Origin of the sequence: Paraburkholderia fungorum, assembly GCF_046027605.1 — a bacterium.
GTDB lineage: Bacteria > Pseudomonadota > Gammaproteobacteria > Burkholderiales > Burkholderiaceae > Paraburkholderia > Paraburkholderia fungorum_F.
In genome coordinates, this window is record NZ_JAQQEF010000021.1 from 107,253 (window position 1) to 126,108 (window position 18,856).

Here is an 18,856-nt window from a genome sequence, read left to right on the forward strand (position 1 = left end):
CCCTCATAATGGTTTAGGCCGCATAATTGAGCCGATTGCGCACCCTCTGCGCCTAAATACAGCTCCTTTTTGTAAATTTTCATGCCCAGCGACACGCCTCCGATCGTCCTCACCTTCGGCCTTTCCGATCCCACCGGTGGCTCCGGCCTGCAAGCCGACCTGTTGACCCTTGCCAGCATGGGCTGCCATGGCGTCTCCGTGCTAACGGGCTATACCGTGCGTGACTCGGCAAGCTGCGACGAAGTCACCGGGCTCGACCCTGAAGTCGTCGCGACTCAAGCTCGAATGCTGCTCGAAGATATGCCGATCGCCGCGTTCAAGGTCGGCGCCTGCACGCGCGCGGAAGTAGTGAGCGCGATTGCGGAGGTCGTCGCCGATTACGACGACATCCCGCTGATCCTCGCCCCCGATTTCACGCTCGACGACGAACACGTGCTCGCCGCCGACGAACTGCGCGAAGCGATCGCCGACCTGCTGGCGCCGCAAACCACCTTGCTGGTTGCCGATTCGGCCACCCTGCTCGCGCTCGCCCAGCCGGATGGCGACGCCGAAGCGCCGAGCCTCGACGCGGCGATCTCGCATCTGCTGTCGCAAGGCTGCGAATACATTCTGTCGACGGAAACCGGCACGCACCGGCTCGTCAATACGCTGTTCAGCGAAGACGGCCAGCTGCGCCAGGATATGTGGGACCGCGGCAGCCATCGGATCATGGGCATCACGGATACGCTCGGCGCCGCGATTGCCGCGTTGCTGGCGAATGGTCAGGAGCCGGCGGAAGCCGTGCGTGAAGCGCAGGAGTATCTGTATCAGGCGGTGCGCAACGCGTTCCGGCCAGGAATGGGCGCGTATATGCCGGACCGCTTCTTCTGGGCCCGCAGCAGCGACGATGAAACGCCGCCGACTGCCGGCAAAGACGCGGCGCCAGGCGAAGCCCGGCATTGAGAATTGGGGCGTAAGGTAAATAGCACCCTAAACGGCGCCCATAAAAAAACCCGCATCTCTGCGGGTTTTTTCTTTTGGAAAGCGCGCCTCGCGGCGCGCTCCCCCATGTGTTTCGAACTGAGCCTCCAATAAGAGAGGCCCAACCGAAATTACATGTCCATGCCCATGCCGCCCATGCCGCCGGGCATACCGCCGCCCATCGGAGCATCTTCCTTCGGCAGTTCGCAGACAGCTGCGTCGGTGGTCAACAGCAGGCCAGCGACCGAAGCTGCGTTTTGCAGCGCCGTGCGCGTCACCTTCGTCGGGTCCACGACACCTGCGTCAACCAGGTCGACGTACTCGCCGGTTGCTGCGTTGTAGCCGTAGTTGCCTTGGCCAGCAGCAACAGCTGCCACCACGACGCTGGCTTCTTCGCCACCGTTCGTGACGATCTGGCGCAGCGGCTCTTCCATCGCGCGCAGCACGATCTTGATACCTGCGTCCTGATCGGCGTTAGCGCCCTTCAGACCAGCGATTGCCGTACGTGCACGGATCAGTGCAACGCCGCCGCCCGCCACGATGCCTTCTTCCACAGCTGCGCGCGTTGCGTGCAGTGCGTCTTCGACACGTGCCTTCTTTTCCTTCATTTCGACTTCGGTCGCAGCGCCGACCTTGATCACTGCAACACCGCCGGCCAGCTTGGCCACGCGTTCTTGCAGCTTTTCACGGTCGTAGTCCGACGTAGCTTCTTCGATTTGCGTGCGAACTTGCTTCACACGTGCTTCGATGGTTGCAGCTTCGCCTGCGCCGTCGATGATCGTGGTGTTTTCCTTCGCCACTTCGATGCGCTTCGCCTGGCCCAGTTCAGCCAGCGTTGCCTTTTCGAGCGTCAGACCGGTTTCTTCAGCGATGACTTGACCGCCGGTCAGGATCGCGATGTCTTCCAGCATGGCCTTACGACGATCGCCGAAGCCCGGAGCCTTGACAGCAACCGTCTTCAGGATGCCGCGGATGTTGTTCACAACCAGCGTAGCCAGTGCTTCGCCTTCGACGTCTTCTGCGATGATCAGCAGCGGACGGCCAGCCTTGGCAACTTGTTCCAGTACCGGGAGCAGATCACGGATGTTCGAAACCTTCTTGTCGTGCAGCAGCACGAACGGGTTTTCGAGCACGGCAACTTGCTTGTCGGGGTTGTTGATGAAATACGGCGACAGATAGCCGCGGTCGAATTGCATACCTTCAACCACGTCCAGCTCGTCTTGCAGCGACTTGCCGTCTTCAACCGTGATGACGCCTTCCTTGCCGACCTTGTCCATTGCTTCAGCAATACGATCGCCGATCGACGAATCGCTGTTTGCCGAAATCGCGCCAACTTGAGCGATTTCCTTGTTGGTCGTGCACGGCTTGCTGATCTTGCGCAGTTCTTCGATCGCGGCCGTCACAGCCTTGTCGATACCGCGCTTCAGGTCCATCGGGTTCATGCCCGATGCAACGTACTTCATGCCTTCGCGGACGATCGACTGAGCCAGAACCGTTGCGGTCGTGGTGCCGTCACCTGCGTTGTCGCTGGTCTTGGAAGCGACTTCCTTGACCATTTGAGCGCCCATGTTCTGGAGCTTGTCTTTCAGTTCGATCTCTTTCGCGACCGAAACACCATCCTTCGTGACCGTCGGGCCGCCGAAGCTGCGTTCCAGGACAACGTTGCGACCCTTCGGGCCCAGCGTGACCTTCACAGCGTTCGCGAGGATGTTCACGCCTTCAACCATCTTGGCACGGGCGGAATCACCGAATACGACGTCTTTAGCTGCCATCTTCTAACTCCTTGAATTCTCTGGGATATGACCGGGAAAAGTAGCGACTTTGCGCTTACTTCTGCACCACGGCCATGATGTCTTCTTCGCGCATTACCAGCAGTTCGTTGCCGTCGACCTTGACGGTCTGGCCTGCGTACTTGCCGAACAGGACGCGGTCACCAACTTTCACGTCGAGCGCGATTTGTGCACCCTTGTCGTCACGCTTGCCCGGGCCGACTGCCAGAATTTCGCCTTGATCCGGCTTTTCTGCTGCGGCTTCGGGGATCACGATGCCCGACGCAGTCTTGGTTTCTTGATCCAGACGTTTGACGATCACGCGATCATGCAAAGGACGAAGGTTCATACATACTCCTCTCTTGATTGAGACTGAAGAACGCTGAGAAAACCCGGCTGGCTGAGCCAGCCGGCGATGTTGTTAGCACTCTCGTGCAGCGAGTGCTAATTATATGGACGGGTGGTGACAAATTCAAGAAGGGATCCGGCTTTGGACGGCAAGATCGGTCCAACTTTCCTGTCGAGATTCGCTTAACTTTGAACTTTGTTCATTTAACCCTGAACCCTGCGGCGCAGAAAAAACCCGATTACGTTACTTAATTTCCTTTTAAAACAAAAGCTTACGCACCTAGCGCACATGCCCGCGGAGCGTCATCGGATCAGGCTCGGAGGGGCATTTAGAGAATCAGCGCACAACAATTAGATGCGCGAACACTTTTTCCAGGGAAAACCCTCGTTCGACTGGTAGCCAGAAGCGTTGCCAGCGTTCATGCTTCCATGCAACGGTCGCAGGGTTGCTAAATTGGACCGTAGCGTTGTCGCCGCGGACAGCTCGGACAATGCTTGCGAAGTCAATTACACCATCTGCGTCGAGACATATACAGCATTAGATCTGCTCCCAACGGCCTGCTTTCAGAGGGTGTGCTAATCACGTGCATACAGCGCATCGCGCTTCACTTTGCTAGCTGCCTCGTATCTCGACTGGTCGGATTCTCTCCCTACGTCGAAACGCCGATCTCGGCGGCCGACGACAAATCAGGAATAGGCCTCGCCGGTCAGGAGCAACGCAGATATCTCCGGCTTCGATCCTTTGAGATCACTAATCGTCGCTATGTATCGCTTGGGCTCGGCATGCGGGATGGCCACGCCGTATTTTGCGTTAAGATCAGCTGGCCGCATCTCAAAACAGGCCAGACCCGCGCCTAGCGTCACCAACTTGCTTCCAAGCGGGGTCACGACAATCCGACATCCGCCGAGGATTTTCATACTTTCCTTGTACCGCTGCATTGCTTTCACCAGTTGGCGATAAGCCTCGAACGGGTTTGACTCGTGTACGTGCAAGATGTTGGTCGTCGGAGTCCGGCGGCTTGCAAACAGCGGCGTCGCATACTCCACCAATAGGTCATCGGCGCGCCGAGGATTCAGGGATGGGTGTGGTAACACGGGGCAGATCTCCGCCGAGTCAGGAATTTCAGCGAGTGCCATCAGCTTTTGCAACTGACTTACCCTGTTCTCGCCCAAGATAGGAAACCAAACGAGCGGCCAATCTCGCACGCTCTCTGCATGCATGGCACCAGTGAACCCCGGGATCAGAACAAGGTCATTGCTTGGATCTTCTGCGCGAATGTTCCCGTCCAATCGGGCGTCTTCCGCTACAAGAACCTGAAAATTGACACCGTTCGCCGCCAGCGGATGCAGACCATCCTTGACGATGGTTTTGTTTGGAACGAGCTTGTTGAGCAGGCTGGTTAGCAGCGCCAGGTAGGCAACCCGCGGCAGCGAACTGACGTCGAGAACGATGTCAGTTTGATCGGTGACTTCTTCGAGCACCCCCCTAATTCCGATGCCGAGTGCAGTGCTTGCACTAATGTCGTCTTCACCATTCGAGGATGAGCCGATAGGGATGTTCTTTACTGCTCCGAGCGGCGCAAAGATCGACTCCAGGCGCGCAGCATTTTCCTCGGTGAGTTGGGCGATGTCCTCTTCGAGTTCGTAATCTGTAAAGCCGACCAGTAGCAACTGAGCACTCTCGATATTTCGGCCGGACGCTTTCAGGCTGTTGACCATCTCCTGCATAACATATTGGGCGCGAACGTCAAAGCCGCGGCCCGCAATGTAGAGCAGACGCACCGGGCGATTGACGAAAAGCCGATCCCACATTTCGTGGACACCGTTTCCTCTGCGAAAGACATAGTGATCCCAAAGCATCATCAGTTCATCTCCAGACGGCGGCGGCGGCTGGGGACAAGGCCACGCTCCATCCAATCTATCATCTCGGCCGCTGTGACATCCTGCCATCCGCCTTGCTGTAAAGGCAGATCGTAGTGAGAGCAAAGCGTTCTGTTTAGATAGAAAACCGTACCGCTTTCCCGGGACGTACTAGCGGCACTGGGTTTAGCCAGCAACAGATTCTCCGCAGCGCATTCGGCCAGAACGCGAATCAGCAGCGTACTTTTCTCGGCCAGCGCTTTCGTCGCCGACCCGAGTTTGTTCAACTCACTCTGTGAAAGGCGCACGCCGGTAACACCCGGTGCATACGGGGCATTAGGCGCGAATGTTCTCTCGCGGCAGAAAACTCCAACGGAATCTAGAAGCCGCTGTGCTCGCAAGCCCTCAGTGTGACTTTTAGGAATGAACTCCCGTTTTCGCTTCGCAGCGTCCTTTAGCAGCTTCTCTTGCTCGACCGGGGTAAGGGTCGGCTCGGGCTTGCGTAGCACCTGCTTGTTCTGCATGCCGATGTAGAGTGCTGCCGCCAGCGAAAGCAGCTCCTCGACGTTGGCACTCGCCATCACACACAATCGATCAAGGCCGAAGTAATACGGAATCTTCAACTCGTCGTGCATGAAGATTTCTGCGGCACCTCGAACCTGTGAGTTGTCGCGGTCATCCAACTCTTCCGCTGACAGGGCCATGTCCAAGGTCATCTGACGTTTCGATTCGTCTCGCGCAAGCAGGATACGCGTGACATAGAGTTCGACTAGGGACTCTATGCTGGCTTCAGCACTGCGCTGTTCTGCTCGCGCCAGCCACTCGCTATATCGAACATTGCTCTCGTGCCGTTGGACATCGTCGCGAAATGCCCGGATGCCTTTGTCTACCTCTGTCCGAATTTCGTCAAGAACCAGTTCTCCGCGCAGGCACTGCGAGAACGAGTTGGATGCGACGACATTCTGTATCAACATCCGCCGATCCAAGATGCTTTGCGCAAATGTTGCAAACTGGTGAGGGCCTTTTGGCCCACTCCACATTTCTTCCAAGGTGTACTCGTGTATGTCTCTGCCTTGTCGAACACCCTGCGAGAGCAGACCGTCTCCGAGCGCAATGGATCGCTCGGCGAGCCAAATGGGGATGGTTGAACGCTGAACGGCAAGCTCGTCGATCAGTAACACGCGTTGCTTTCGACGAAGCTTGTGAAGATCGTCGATCATCAGCAATCGTTTTGATGCAACTTGCCGTCCATCGACAAAAAATTGCACTGTCTGGAGCCACAGAGCACCCTCGAACTGAAGGTGGGAGGGCATGTCCGCCGTGTTCTGTCCAACGAAGGCATCGAGCTGGGCATAGACGCGCTGCTCATGCTGCTCTGCCCAATCGGCAAGTTCCCGAGCGCTGGCGAGGCGTGGAATACCTTTCAGGTCATTTGCCTGTTCCGCATACTCCAACCGAATGGTGTCGAACTGCTCGGGTGTGCTGAAGCCAAGCAGTGCACCGACGCTACGAAGCGTTCTCAGGACCACCCGACAGTCGAGCAGCGCACGAAATAACCCCTCCTGTTTGATATCTGCGCCTGGCGGTAGGTCTGCATAGCCTGAAGCACAGGAGAGCAACACGCCAAGGAACTGGGGTCGATCTTGATCGTCCAGTACCCCTCTCGAGACCAGCTTCTGGAAAGACTCAGCCAACTCTGGTGAGCGTCGCGCTGTCCAGAATGCGCGCAGCGCTGTGGGCGTGAATGCACGCAGGAGCGTGGTTTTCCCTGCACCGGGGGCACTTCTGAAGATGTGAAGGCCGCCCTTGAAGGCGTCTTCGGCCAGCTTCTCCAAAATCTTCGGCGAGAAGAGTTGAACGAAGTCAAGATCCGATGTCGTGCGCTCCGACATGCGTTCCAAGAATGGATTGGTGTGATAGGCCATCAGAATTCTCGATGCCGGCTGACGCGAGGAAATAGACCGAATGGCCTGTACGACTCCGGTCCCCACAGCATGTAGATTGAGTTATTCGGGGTGTTGTGCGAAAGCACGACGGGCAACGCGCAACCGGCGAAGCCCATGCGGGCGTCAGACGTTCCGCCTACTTCAATGTGCTTATCGGTCGCTCTAGTGTCGTAGTAGTTGGTTTTTTCCAGAAGCGCACGGATTTTTGGCTCCGGCTCGCGCTTAAGTGAGATTTCCGGCTCGATGGGACATAGCACCCGCACCTGCAGCGGCTTATATCCCTTTTCTGAGGTGAAGCGTTCAGACCAGTATTCGATGTGGTCGATGGCCTGGCGAGTAGCGGTATAGAGGAGGAGAAAGACTTCGTAGTGGGATGGGTCCACAAGATCGCCTCGATGAAGGCGTTCGAATATCTTCTTGATTTTCCCTTTGAAAGTTCGCTTTTCGCTGTCGTACCGGATGTAGGTGTTGCCACTGCCAGAAAAATCATCAAGTAGCCAGATCAAGTTGAAACGGGGTTGCTCGAGCTTGAATCCGGAATCCGTAAGAGTGGCCTTCAATTCCTTGAGCATGTCGTCAGCCTTTTCATCGCTCAGTTCATAAGCCTGCCATATCTGTTCGTTCGTGATGTCGCCACCGCTCGCGCGCCGCAACTCGTTGGTACGAGCGCCGTCGCTCAACCCCAGATAGAGGGATTTGAGGCGAAGCTCGTTGAAGCGAGGGTGGCGTGAAATCGTCCCCACAAGGTGCGCGGAAATGTCGTGCTCTTCGGCGACGAGACGCATGCGCTCTTGAACAATCAGGTCGGGGTATGCAGTGCTGACCAGATGAGTGAATTCCGCGTCTGAGAAGTACACCAACCTGCAAGTCACGAGTTCAAGCGCCGCTTCGCGATCTTCAGGACTGAACTGGTCGAGCCAAAGTGCCAGGCTCTCGATAAAACGACGCCCCGGCCCAAACCGCTGGTAGTGATCGTATTTATAGTCTGCGAGCAACTGCAACGTTGGCAGAAAAAGCGGCGGGGCATCAAGATCGCGCCAGTCCATAACTTTGGCAAGCAGTTGCGCTGCGTTATGGTCATGCATGGTCGATTGACTCCGTTTGCACTGGCGGCGAAAGGTGCACGGCGAACGCACCCGTACCGTCTTCGATGAAGCGTTCCAGGTACCAGAGCGAGGCATCCACGTCACGCCGATGAGAAGGCGCGAGCTTCCAGCCGCGATCGAGCCTGCGCGACGGAACGTCCACGCTGAGTGAGAAACGATGCTCAAGAAGCGCCGAATCGTTCCCGGGCCACGCCCCCTGGTCGCCGAGCGTCAAGATCTCATAGGGGTCAATCTTGAACGTCTGGATGATGTGCGCGATCAGCCTCGATTTGCTGATGCCCTCAGCCAGAATGTCGACCGAATGCTTGCTCTTGACCATGCTAGACAGGTCGAGACCAGCCTGACGCAGTGCGTCTGCCACGACGAACCACATGTTGTCCGTGGGTAGTCCCTCTCGGAATCGAACGCTGACTTGGTAAGGGTGCGTGGTCTTGTGCTCGTGTATGGGCACGCCGAGAGCCTTTAGGCGCACGATGATTCGCGTGACATGACTCAGGAACTCACTGGTCTCCTCAGGTTTGACGGGCGTGGTCGTCGCATCGGCCAGTGATCCGCCGTTGTAAAGGCCGAGCTGAATTCCCTTCAATACGTCATTGGGGAGGCACTTTTCCAAGCACTCCTGTATTGATCCTCCGCGGCCGGAAGCGATACCGACGACGACTCCCGATCGGACGAGTCGTTCCAGATGGTCGAGAACGGTCTTAGGCGGAGGACTTTCGGTTCGCTGCGAACTGCTCAGCGTGCCGTCATAGTCGAAGACGACGGCACGAAAGCGCTGCTTCTCCAACGTATCGATGAACTCATCCTTGGCTCTGCGCATCGAGCCGTGGTTGCGTTGAGATGGCCATCTTGCGCCAAGCACGTCGTACTTTGATCGCTCTATGCCGTCCACATCTTCCACCGGGACGGGAATGACGTCCTGAAGCTTGATGTAATACAGTTCGCGACCGAACTGTGGAACCACGGGCCGACCCGGGTCCTGGTCAAGACCCTTGGCAATCGCGGAGACGAGGTGCATTTGCGCCACTAGGCCAGCGATCAAGTCGCGCGGAGTAGCACCGGCGAGGCCCATAGTCAGGGTTGGTACGTTGCTAGGGAACAGGGTTTTCATGCTTCCCCAGAGATCGCCGAGCGACGGTTCGGTAAGTGCCAGAACCGCGCAGTCTTGAGGGCGGTTGGCGAGCCAAAGATGCCTGCCGTGTGCGAACGACCTTAGATCTGCAAATTGGGTATGCAGCAAAGCGGCCTCGGAGAGCTTCGATTCCAGATCAGCAGCAATGGGTTTCAACAGCGGCGAATAGACTGCGGTCACAGCACCACGCGAAACGCATTCGACAACGAATGTCTGCGCTTCCGCGACCCAATCGTCCAGCGTCTGCAAACCGATGCGAAGGTCAGAAAACTGAGCTGGCAAGTGGTCCTGCGTTTGATTCAGCTCACCGTATGCGCGAGCGAAGAGCACTGCATCGAGTAGCAAACTGTTCGTCGCGAGATACCCATCTTTCTCGGCGAGTTCATAGACATGGGTGCTGACGTCCGTCAACTGTTCGACTTGGTGCATCAAGGGGCAGTCGGCTCGATTGGTCACCACGTGCACCGGTCGGGCGCTATGTCTACGTGCGCGCTGCATTGCTTCAATGATGTCAGGGTTCTTGCCCTCAGCCGAAATGAGAAACACCGGGCTCGAGGCGGCAAGTGTCGGATTGCAGATGATTTCCAACGGAGTCGAAGGCCTGGAAACTCGTCCGGTGTAGGCCTCGTGCAAGTTGCATAGCAGTGACGCTACGGTAAAAGAGCCTCCCGACCCCACGCCGATGACACTGGATTCACTGGCGCCAGCAATGGCCGCTTTCAGACGCGACACATCCGCTCCCATCGCTGCAGTGTATGTCTCAGCTAGATGTTGAAGTTCACTATCGTATTGCGTGAGCGGCATCTTGTTGTCGTGAAGCGTTGTCAATTAACTTCCGCAAGGCTATTTTCCTGCCGAGCAGTTTTTGCGCGCGTTGGCGCTTTCTTCTTGCGGGGCGCAGCATTTTCGGTCTGCCTCATTTCGGCCCGAATTTCCATTAGCAACACGCCAAGCATATTCAGCCCCTTGCCATTTACTTCTCCCCAAGTCCTATTCACAAGGTTATCCGTACGGCAAGACTCAACCAGCCGAGCTTCGCCAGTGGACAAAAGCAGCGTCCGCAAATCCTCATGTTGCGTGTACTTGGCTCTCAAGACTTCTCGCATCCGATCGAATTTCATTTTCGACCAGTTTGGCACGATGTCCCAGGTATATAGGCCGTGCGCAGCCATCGCTACGAGTGAAGGCGTAGGCGCACTCAATATCCAATCGCGCACAGCCTCCTTGCGGGCCTTCCCAGCTTGGTACGCGTGCTCGGCCGTCGGAAACTCCGCTCCTTCAAAGATGATGGCACGCCTGAACAGGTTGCTAAAGACTCCATATGGCTTCTCATTGGATCGATAGAAACGAATCTCAGTCAAGGTCACAGGCTCTTTGTCAGCCGCCGAAGCGGATGGCGTTCGTTCCTTTTTTGTTTTCGTCATAGACGATTATTCCTTTACGGGCGGCGTCAATGGATAAAGGTTCAGACTTCTGCAGTGGTTGACCAGCAGCACCTCCACCAGATTGGTAAGGCTGCGGCGATCATGAGCCGCAGCCATTTCCGCTGCGGCTTTGATTTCTGGGTCGACTCGCAACGTTACCGTTGCCGTCTTGATCTTAGGTCGTCCGCGTGGCATAGGTCGAAGATAGAATTGTGTACAGCAAAATGCTTCACGATGTAATTCCAATGTACTGCAGTTTAGCCTGCATGGAAAGTGTTTTCAATGCACAACGAATGCTCGCGCGAGGACATTTTCTTCATCGAGCGACCAATGCCGGCGCGGCTAACCGACAATGGCTCGGCGCGGGATCATCGATGGTGCCAGCATCCACTATCCACTGTTCACCCGAAGAGGACGGCGAACCGGCGGCGCACGCGCAAATAGTCGGCGCGCGTGGTCGGCGTGACCTTTCGCACGCGCACGGCGTCGGTTATCGTATGTATAGGCGGCTGATATGCTGGTCGAGTAAGGGGACGGCGGCGGCTCCTTCAACGTGAGCACAGGGCGGCCTCCTGCTCTTGGACCGGTAGCGACGCGCCAACGCCCTAATACAGCGTGAGCAGACCAACCCTAAGGTCAACAATACCCACGCGACATTCTCGTCACCAGACATTTGAAGCGGGCGTGTTGCAATGGATGATGGATCATCGCAACGGTCGATGACTTGCCCTTTTGTACGCACGCAGACCCGTTAGTATTCGCTGAGACCGGTTTGGACCCAGCGATTGCACAACTGCAAGCAATTCACCTTGTATTGGAAGACGCCGAGGTACGGAGAAAAGCGCCTCTCCCATCTCGCCGCTCCGTATGGAAGTACACCCGCTTATTTGCCGAGCGCCTTGTCGCTTCGATCGGCCATTCTGGCGGACGAAACAACGACGCGCGGATTGCGCGATCCGCCTGCGACGCGTTTCCTAGGCGAACCATTCGATTGACTCGGATTGCGCGCGGCACGCTTATTTCCGGCCAAATATTTCATGGTCGCTGCGTCAGCGGCTGCCGCCATTGTCGGCAAAAGAGTGCAGGAAAAGCCGCCGACAATGCCAATCGCCGTCAAACAGGCATCGGAAACATGCGGAAAAAAAGACGCAACTATTGCGGACAGTACGAATCCAGACGGCACCCCAAATAGCAAGCGGCCCCGCAGGTAACCCACGTGCTCCTTGGTCGCCGGTCCTCTACCCAGCCCACTAAGCAGAAGCTTGTCATGATCGATGATTCTAGACGCGACAAACACCATCGCACCTATGGTCCCTCCAAGTATCCCAGTCGATGTTCCGCGCCAAGTTTCGGGCAAGAGGTGACGCCACAAATCGTATGCACACCCAATAACAATTGCAGCCGTGAAAGCTCCAAACACTGCGGTCGGGTACGCAAAACTCCACCCTTTCAGCTCGCCGGCCACTGCAGCACTTTCAGTATTCCCCGACTTGATATCTACCGCCGACTCCATACCGTCCCTCTCCGTTTTAAATTGTAATGCCTGGTGAACATGCAACCGCCAGTTATCAGCACGGCGCTACGGCATGACATAGCTGACCAGCGCACACAGCGAGGGCCGGCGATGCTACCGCTTTTCGTTCGCCCCCGCCCCAACCACAGAAAAACAGCCGAAACAAAATTTTAATCAGCGAATTGGCTGATTAACATTTACTTCCAACAGCAATTTTTGAAGTTACCCATCGCCTTAGTAAGGATAAAACTCGATTATTTGCCCAATTTTATCTTGAAAATCGAGAAATATTCGCCTATCTTTTTTGAAGCAATTCCTCGGGACAGCATGAGTCGGTTTTCTGTTGCACTGCGACAATTGCGAGCTGAACTCGAACTGGCCCAAGGCGAGTTTGCTGCGCTGCTGGGATTTCGCCAAGCTTACATTTCAGCGCTGGAATGCGGAACCAAACTCCCAAAAGACGACGAGCTGGTTCGCAAAATCGTCGAAGTGCTGGACCTCAGCCCGGCCCATGAAACTATGCTTCGGCAGGCAGACCGAACGCGAAGGGCGCGAAGTAATCAACAAAGCGCGCCATGAAGGGCCGGCTCATGCGCGATTCGCTGCAAGCATTCTGACGCCTGACAGATCGCAGCCAATTATTCAGCGACGTGGATCCGCGGCAGCGCAGCCGGAGCGCGCTGATCCGCTTTTCTAGGCCTGCTTGAAAGCCGCCGAACGTTCGAGAAGCTCCCGACGGCGTCGATCGGTGTCGTCGTTCAGTTTCTTCCGGGCCGCGAAGAATACTCTCGCCGCCTCGATGTCTGCTCGAAGCTCATCCGGTGTCGGCGGGGTCGCGTCGGCATCCGCCGCGGTGTCATGCGCGGCGAAGTGGGAGCAGCGCGCCATCGCCTCGTGGAGCGCGACATATTCCTCGTCGCTCAGCGTCACGGCCCGGAGCCGTTGTGTCGACACGCCGGGCCGAAAGCGCACCACCGTCTCGCACAGAATTGTCTCCTCCACCCCACGCTCCCAGGTCTCGCGCAACCGACCATATCCAGTCCGGACAAGATTCTCGCTTCGATCGACTTCTCCGCCATCGAGAAGGCCGTCGGCCTCCATTGCCATCTTCTTGATGCGTTCCAAGCGTTCGCTAACCTTGATCCCGGCAAACGGGAGCTCAGGAAAAACGAGTCCCGCGCGCTGCCTGACACGCCGCACGCTCATCGCGCTCGCTTCAACTTTTTGGACGCTGGCCTCATCGGCCAAATGAAGCGCGAAAGGCAAGTCGTGAGTAAACACAATCACCTGCCGGTTCGACGCTTCTTGAACAAGCCGACGCGCGACCTTTTCACGATGCGCGTGATCGAGCGACGACATGGGATCGTCGAAGATGATTGCTCCATGCCCGTCCACCAGTGAGACTTCCGCCATGAACGCGGCAAGCGCAAGCGCGCGCTGCTCGCCCTCGCTGAGGACTTCGCCCACGCGCTCGCCGCCAGAAGTGTCAAGCTTCACCTGCTGCTTGGCCTTTCCTCGTTCCATTCGCGTAGTGCTGCGGATCGGCACGTGGCCCACGCCCAGTGCGGCGCACTCGCGCGCGAAAGCCGCTTCTGCGTCGGCGGACAACGCTTCGGCGTGAAGCGCGCTCATCTTTCTCGAAACGGGAGTCGAATCCGCCGCTCGATGAGCAGCTTGGAGCTTTTTCTTTAACGCAAGGTCATCCGCGATCTGGATAATCTGCGCGAGCCTTCCAGAGAGGGCTTGCCGCGACTTCAAGTCAGCGAGCGCTTGCTCGCTCTTTTTGCGCCCGTCCTCTGCCGCGAGCTTGTCAAAACGCGCGGCCTCTTCCTCGATGGCGCGAGACAAATCACGGAGCACAGTGGAATGCGAAACGATCGCCGGCACCGCAGCGTCGAAACGCTTAGCCGCCCAAGCATCGGCGAGCGCGGCCTGTCTGTTCGACAAACTGTCGCCCGCTTGTTGCAGGGCTTCGCGCGCGCCTGGCTTAGCCTGCTCAATCTCGTTCATAAGTGCATGGTCTGCCAGCAGGGCGGCCGCATCAACCGAGGCGATGGAGGAAAACGCGGCGCTGGCTTTGAGCTTAGCGGCCTCCGCGAGCTTTTGTGCCTCTTGCTCGACAAACGTCTCGAAGCGTCGCATGCGCTCCGCCGCGGCGGCCGCGAGATCCTGCTGGCACAGCACGCAACGGCTGCCATCAACGAGCGGGAAATGATGTTCCGGGTAGGCCAACGTCGTTGAATAATGCCGCGCGGCGCTCAGCAGCGCGCGCCAAGGATCTGAGCCGGTGCCCGGCAACAGGCCGCCCTCCGCTGCAAAAGCCTCCGCCGCAAGCCGGGCTGCCGTTTCAGCAGCGACAACGGCCGCCCCATGTCCAATCGCGGCTACCGCCTTTTCATCGGAAAGCGCCGCCTCGCACCGCTCCCATCGGGTCGCCAGACCATCAATACGCGCCCTTTTGCCACGAAAATCGGCCGCACGCGCGGCGGGATTCGCCTCCGCAAGCTCCTTCGCTAATCTTTGCAATTCCGAGACATCTGCTTCGGACAGCGTGGCCAGCGCCGCCAGTTCCTTTCGATACGCCGGAAGGTGGGAGCGTTTCTCGAATGCCGCCAGCGAGCGGCCTGCCGCATGCTCGCCCAGAAGGTCAGCGAAGGAAGCGGCGGACGCGTAAATGCTTTTGATCTCCAGTTCGAGCAGGGCGCGAAGCGTGCCGCACAGGGTCGCCAGCTTCGCGAGCACGTCAAGGCCGCGCGGCGTGTATGCAACCTCGCCCTCCGCGTCGGTGAAGGCGCGCGCGCATTGGCTGTCGAACACGGCCACCGTCGCCAGCTCCGCAGGGGCCGGCGAGCCTTGCCGCCAAGCCAGCATTTCAGGGCCGGCGGCGCCCTCCCGTTGAATAAGGATTTCAGCGGTCGGATTCGCTCCCGCCGCATCAGCGAAAACGTCGCCCAAGATGAGCCCGCCCGTCGCCCTCGCTCGGCACGCCTTGCGCAACACGCGCGAGTATCCCGATTTGCCCGCCCCGTTGTTTCCGTAGACGACCGTCACGCCGATCGGCGAAAAGAGGATCGACTGGTCTGCGGCGATGGCGTTGACCCCACGCAGGCTGCGCAGCGCCAAGAGGGTGATCGGTTTCGATGCGGCGTCGCTGACCGGCAGCAGATCGCGAGTCAGGGGTTGTGCGACACGGCCGGCCGGATCATCGATGCCGGCGTGCGCTTTCGCCAAGGCGACGATCTCGCCGATCTCGGCGTCGTCAATCCGGCCGTTTATGACCAAACGGCGGGCGGCGTCAGAAAGCCACGGTTGTTGTGTCTCGATCCAGTCGGCGATGCGCGCGAAAATCATGAGCCGTGTCTCTCGTGTAATTTAGTGCGCGGAGTATAGCTTTCGCAGCGGGCGCCATCGGCGAGACGAAAGCTTTCTTATGACTTTTTCACGACATAGCCGATAGCTCGAAGCGCCACTCCCCTCCGACTGATCTATTTTGCATGGCGGGTTCCCTTCATGGACATTGTGGTCGAAGACACGGGCTACGGCCTGCCGCTGGAGATCCTCGCTGCTTACGGAGGCGGCGTGGACGTCCTGGGCAAAGTCCAATCGTCGGTATCGCGCCGCTCGCTGATTATCGGCGTCGCCCGCGAGCTGACCCCGGGGAGCAGACGGGTCAGCACGTTTCCGCAGGAACGCGGGCCTTCGGACCCGCGTTTTTTCTTTCTGGCGGGAATGGCCCGGCGTCGCTCCTTGAACGAGACTTCCCATGCGTCGTCCCGATCGAGATGTCAGACGGACGGCAAATTTTTAGTGACCGCCTCACACGCTCTGTCGGTCATTCCGGAGGGTATTGGGGCTGGAACTTTGGTATAAAGAAGGCACTATCAATGGTATTCAAATGCGAACATTCGAACCCATGAATTCACTGGAACTGGTAAGTGATCTTGAAGCAAACATACAACACCAGATCAAAAAAATTGACCATCTCTACCGCCAACGACAGATCACCAATCGACAGTATTCCAGTGAATATTTGCATCCGAAAAAAGCAATCGACGAAGGGAATGCTATATTAAATCAGGCTTATTCTGATGCTCTGTTAAATTCAATGGCATCGCTCATCGACTACTATTGCATCTGCTGCACCCTGAAAATTGGGATTCCAGTTGAGAAAATCAGAAAAATACAATATCGTCCCCTTGCCGCTAAATTTCTGATTGAAAGTTCGTCGCTTGAGAAGTCGGAGAAAGCGACGGCGACAATCGAGACGCTGAAAAACGTATTCAATGGAAAATACCCGGAACTCGCAGCGGCCGGCGGCCATGGATACTGGATGGGTTTTCTGGGTGAAGCGATATCACGCACCCTGAATGAATACGGTGCGCTGGGGCGTAGCCAGTTTGAACCCATTTACCACGCATCTGAAGCTCGACTGCAGATCGATCCTAAAGTAGAGAAATATTATCACTACATGCGTCCTCTGTTTTGCAATATCGCCAACAGATCGGGCGTCAGGAATAATATTTATATCGATATCAACAACTTTCTCAAGCACAATGCCGTGCCTTATCTTTCAACCCACAGGGAAAGCTTTGAGGACGAGCACCGGATCTTTTCGTATTTCGAAATCAAGCATACGCACCGTGATTTCTTGAAGGATGGGATCCTGAAAGATGTTGTCAAAACCAGCTTTAAGGAACTGAAAACTGATCTAGAGGCAAAACACGCCAGTGGAAAGTGCGGCGCTTACCTTTGCGGGCTGGAGAAAGCGTGGGGGCTTGGGCCTGTCCTCGACATAGATTTCGTCAATGGCTATATCAGCCCAGATAAGAATACCCTGTATTTTTTTGTGGACACGGTCCTGCTGGCAAAAACCGAAAGCGCGACCTTGATTGATGCGCACGGTAGCTTGTTGCAGTCATTGCAGGCACTTGCGCGAGATATTGATCGCGGGCTGAAACTCGAATTCTAATCTGCGGCGGTTCATGGCCGACTCGGATGCGGTGACGCGTTTCTGCCCTCTACGACTGGTCATCCGCCCTGATCTCGCGCGAGGTGGCTGAGATTGACGGCATCGACCACCTGCAGATAGCTCATCATCGTTTCTTCGGCGGGGCGTTGCAGGTAAAGCCCGAAAAACGAGACGAGTCCCCCCCCGGTGGACGACCGGGACCTGAAATAGCGCATAGCGTGCCTGCGCGTCGGTTTTGGTGAGATCGCGGGGATCGGCTGTCGCAGACCGGTGGTGGCGAGGGGCTCGCTACCCGCATGATGCCGACGTTCGAATGGCCGCCTGAGGACCGGATCGAGCGGCCGTAGTTGGCCGAAGATGTGTCAAAACGACAAAGGTTATCGCTGACTCACGCGTGAATGTCTGTGTTTGGCGGCCATCCAGGCAAGCCAACCCTTACGATAGGCGCGAGCGTCGACTAGTGCGTGATGTTCTCGATTGTCTGTACCGTAGTAGTTCATTACGGCCTCGTGATACACCACGGTATCGATCAACGGACGAAGATCAAACGGTGTTGGCACAAGATTGCGTGGGATAGTGTCTCCAATGAGCTTCATCAGAAACCGGAAGTCGGTCTGCGAGTCACAAGCGACTCTTACCGACCTTGGAGAGGCGACAAGCCAATCAAGCAGTCGGGCGCGCGCCTGCTCTAAAGAGACCGCGTCTCCGTCAAGGACTGGCAGAACTTCACGCTTAACAAATTCCGAGCAGTCCGCTTCCGTCCATGTGTCCTTGAGTTCAACATAGAATTCCCTCTGTCCATCTTCCGTCACTATGCCCAGGCTGATCAGCCTGGGAGTCGGACTATCGAACCCTGTGTACTCAGTGTCGAGAAAAAGGAGCATTTCAAATCAAATCTCGTGGCGTATTACTGCCCATATTTTCATTTGTGGACCGATCTGGGCGAAATCGTTCAAGCAACATCCATGCAATCTGCGTCGCAACTGTGAGTTTGCACCGGAAGATGTTCACGTTCTCACCAATCAGGAAAATTCAGCGGTTTCTGCGAACCAAGCGCGCCGCAAAGATCGATCTATGTAAGAGCTGTAAAGTCCTCGAACAGCCGCCGCAACAAGTGGTGGCTCTAGCTCGCCAGATATTTGGGGTTGGGCCATTGGTCTATATTGACCCGTTTCGAGCAGCCACGCCAGGAAGCCCAGAGGTAGCTGCATATCGCATCCCGTTACGTAGAAATACCCGCGCAATACTGCTGCAACGAGCGATTTCTGGAATGAGATATCACTATCTTGCAGTTCTTCCCCATCCTCGTCCGCAACTCTGCTATCAGGCAGATGTACCAGGCATTTCGTACAATTTGCGAGAGTACGCCCGTCCCCGAGGCTGCTCAAGCGGGTCCTTGTGGATTGGAGTGTTGCCGAACAGGACCAGCATCGGCTTTTCAGGCGAACGCGATGGATGAGGCAGGTATTCAAGCCGGCGATACGCCACTCAAGTCGCAGATATGGGTGCTTGTCACACGAGAGACAGTGGTCGCAGAACTTGTACGCCGGCGTTCCACTTTCGTCTCTGTGCAGTAGGACGCCTAGACTCGGACACGCACGGATGGAACGGAAGATTGAGCCGAGACGAAGCGTTTCATTTCTCGCGACTGCGGTACCGGCACCGATGCGACAGAGTGTTGGTCCGTCCAGTGCGACGTCGGGATCGGCATAGCAGGGTAAGCCGAAGGCTTTCATTAAGGTGGGATAGTTGACCGCGTGCATCCTACAGATCCTCAGAATCCATGAGGCTGGCGACTCAGTCGTATGAATCTCCGGTGCGATCACAAT

15 protein-coding genes are annotated in these 18,856 nt (G+C 56.8%); 4 read left to right on the forward strand and 11 right to left on the reverse strand.

Annotated features, from left to right (window positions below; genetic code table 11):
• Nucleotides 1–81: 81 nt before the first annotated feature.
• Complete coding sequence (locus PQR53_RS28630) at nt 82–942, forward strand: hydroxymethylpyrimidine/phosphomethylpyrimidine kinase (protein WP_323044124.1); 861 nt, start codon at nt 82–84, stop codon at nt 940–942.
• 149 nt (nt 943–1,091) lie between these two features.
• On the opposite strand, the gene groL is transcribed toward PQR53_RS28630, so the two are convergent.
• From groL to PQR53_RS28670, 8 genes are all read right to left on the reverse strand, one after another.
• The gene (groL, locus tag PQR53_RS28635; protein WP_408368234.1) at nt 1,092–2,732 is read right to left on the reverse strand and encodes a chaperonin GroEL; all 1,641 of its coding nucleotides are present in this window, start codon (nt 2,730–2,732) and stop codon (nt 1,092–1,094) included.
• Nucleotides 2,733–2,787: 55 nt separating this feature from the next.
• On the reverse strand, nt 2,788–3,078 hold the full coding sequence (groES, locus tag PQR53_RS28640) for a co-chaperone GroES (protein ID WP_007178996.1): 291 nt from the start codon (nt 3,076–3,078) through the stop codon (nt 2,788–2,790).
• A gap of 686 nt (nt 3,079–3,764) precedes the next feature.
• Complete coding sequence (locus PQR53_RS28645; RefSeq protein ID WP_408461602.1) at nt 3,765–4,940, reverse strand: hypothetical protein; 1,176 nt, start codon at nt 4,938–4,940, stop codon at nt 3,765–3,767.
• Complete coding sequence (locus PQR53_RS28650) at nt 4,940–6,862, reverse strand: ORC-CDC6 family AAA ATPase (RefSeq protein WP_408461604.1); 1,923 nt, start codon at nt 6,860–6,862, stop codon at nt 4,940–4,942. Before PQR53_RS28650 ends, PQR53_RS28645 begins: the two co-directional genes overlap by 1 nt.
• Nucleotides 6,862–7,968 (reverse strand): phosphoribosyltransferase-like protein, encoded by a 1,107-nt coding sequence (locus PQR53_RS28655; protein ID WP_408461606.1) that lies wholly within the window; start codon nt 7,966–7,968, stop codon nt 6,862–6,864. The genes PQR53_RS28650 and PQR53_RS28655 overlap by 1 nt, the downstream gene beginning before the upstream one ends.
• On the reverse strand, nt 7,961–9,949 hold the full coding sequence (locus PQR53_RS28660) for an HAD-IIB family hydrolase (protein ID WP_408461608.1): 1,989 nt from the start codon (nt 9,947–9,949) through the stop codon (nt 7,961–7,963). The genes PQR53_RS28655 and PQR53_RS28660 overlap by 8 nt, the downstream gene beginning before the upstream one ends.
• Complete coding sequence (ybiA, locus tag PQR53_RS28665; protein WP_408461610.1) at nt 9,946–10,545, reverse strand: riboflavin biosynthesis intermediates N-glycosidase; 600 nt, start codon at nt 10,543–10,545, stop codon at nt 9,946–9,948. Before ybiA ends, PQR53_RS28660 begins: the two co-directional genes overlap by 4 nt.
• Before the next feature lie 883 nt (nt 10,546–11,428).
• A complete protein-coding gene (locus tag PQR53_RS28670; protein WP_408461612.1) occupies nt 11,429–12,058 on the reverse strand; it encodes a hypothetical protein in 630 nt (209 codons plus the stop codon).
• A gap of 216 nt (nt 12,059–12,274) precedes the next feature.
• Between PQR53_RS28670 and PQR53_RS28675 the strand changes: the two genes are divergently transcribed.
• Nucleotides 12,275–12,637 carry a helix-turn-helix domain-containing protein gene (locus tag PQR53_RS28675; protein ID WP_408461615.1) on the forward strand — a complete coding sequence of 121 codons (363 nt, stop codon included), beginning with the start codon at nt 12,275–12,277 and terminating at the stop codon, nt 12,635–12,637.
• Nucleotides 12,638–12,751: 114 nt separating this feature from the next.
• On the opposite strand, the gene PQR53_RS28680 is transcribed toward PQR53_RS28675, so the two are convergent.
• Nucleotides 12,752–15,409 (reverse strand): AAA family ATPase, encoded by a 2,658-nt coding sequence (locus PQR53_RS28680; protein WP_408461618.1) that lies wholly within the window; start codon nt 15,407–15,409, stop codon nt 12,752–12,754.
• 159 nt (nt 15,410–15,568) lie between these two features.
• On the opposite strand from PQR53_RS28680, the gene PQR53_RS28685 reads away from it, so the two are divergent.
• Entirely contained in the window at nt 15,569–15,928 is a 360-nt protein-coding gene (locus PQR53_RS28685) for a hypothetical protein (protein ID WP_408461621.1), read from the forward strand.
• A complete protein-coding gene (locus PQR53_RS28690; RefSeq protein ID WP_408461624.1) occupies nt 15,906–17,027 on the forward strand; it encodes a hypothetical protein in 1,122 nt (373 codons plus the stop codon). The genes PQR53_RS28685 and PQR53_RS28690 overlap by 23 nt, the downstream gene beginning before the upstream one ends.
• Nucleotides 17,028–17,086: 59 nt before the next feature.
• Here PQR53_RS28690 and PQR53_RS28695 read toward each other — a convergent pair whose 3' ends face one another.
• Both PQR53_RS28695 and PQR53_RS28700 read right to left on the reverse strand, forming a co-directional pair.
• On the reverse strand, nt 17,087–17,242 hold the full coding sequence (locus PQR53_RS28695) for a hypothetical protein (protein ID WP_408461627.1): 156 nt from the start codon (nt 17,240–17,242) through the stop codon (nt 17,087–17,089).
• Between the two features lie 807 nt (nt 17,243–18,049).
• Nucleotides 18,050–18,853 carry a TniQ family protein gene (locus PQR53_RS28700; RefSeq protein ID WP_408461645.1) on the reverse strand — a complete coding sequence of 268 codons (804 nt, stop codon included), beginning with the start codon at nt 18,851–18,853 and terminating at the stop codon, nt 18,050–18,052.
• Between the last annotated feature and the right edge of the window lie 3 nt (nt 18,854–18,856).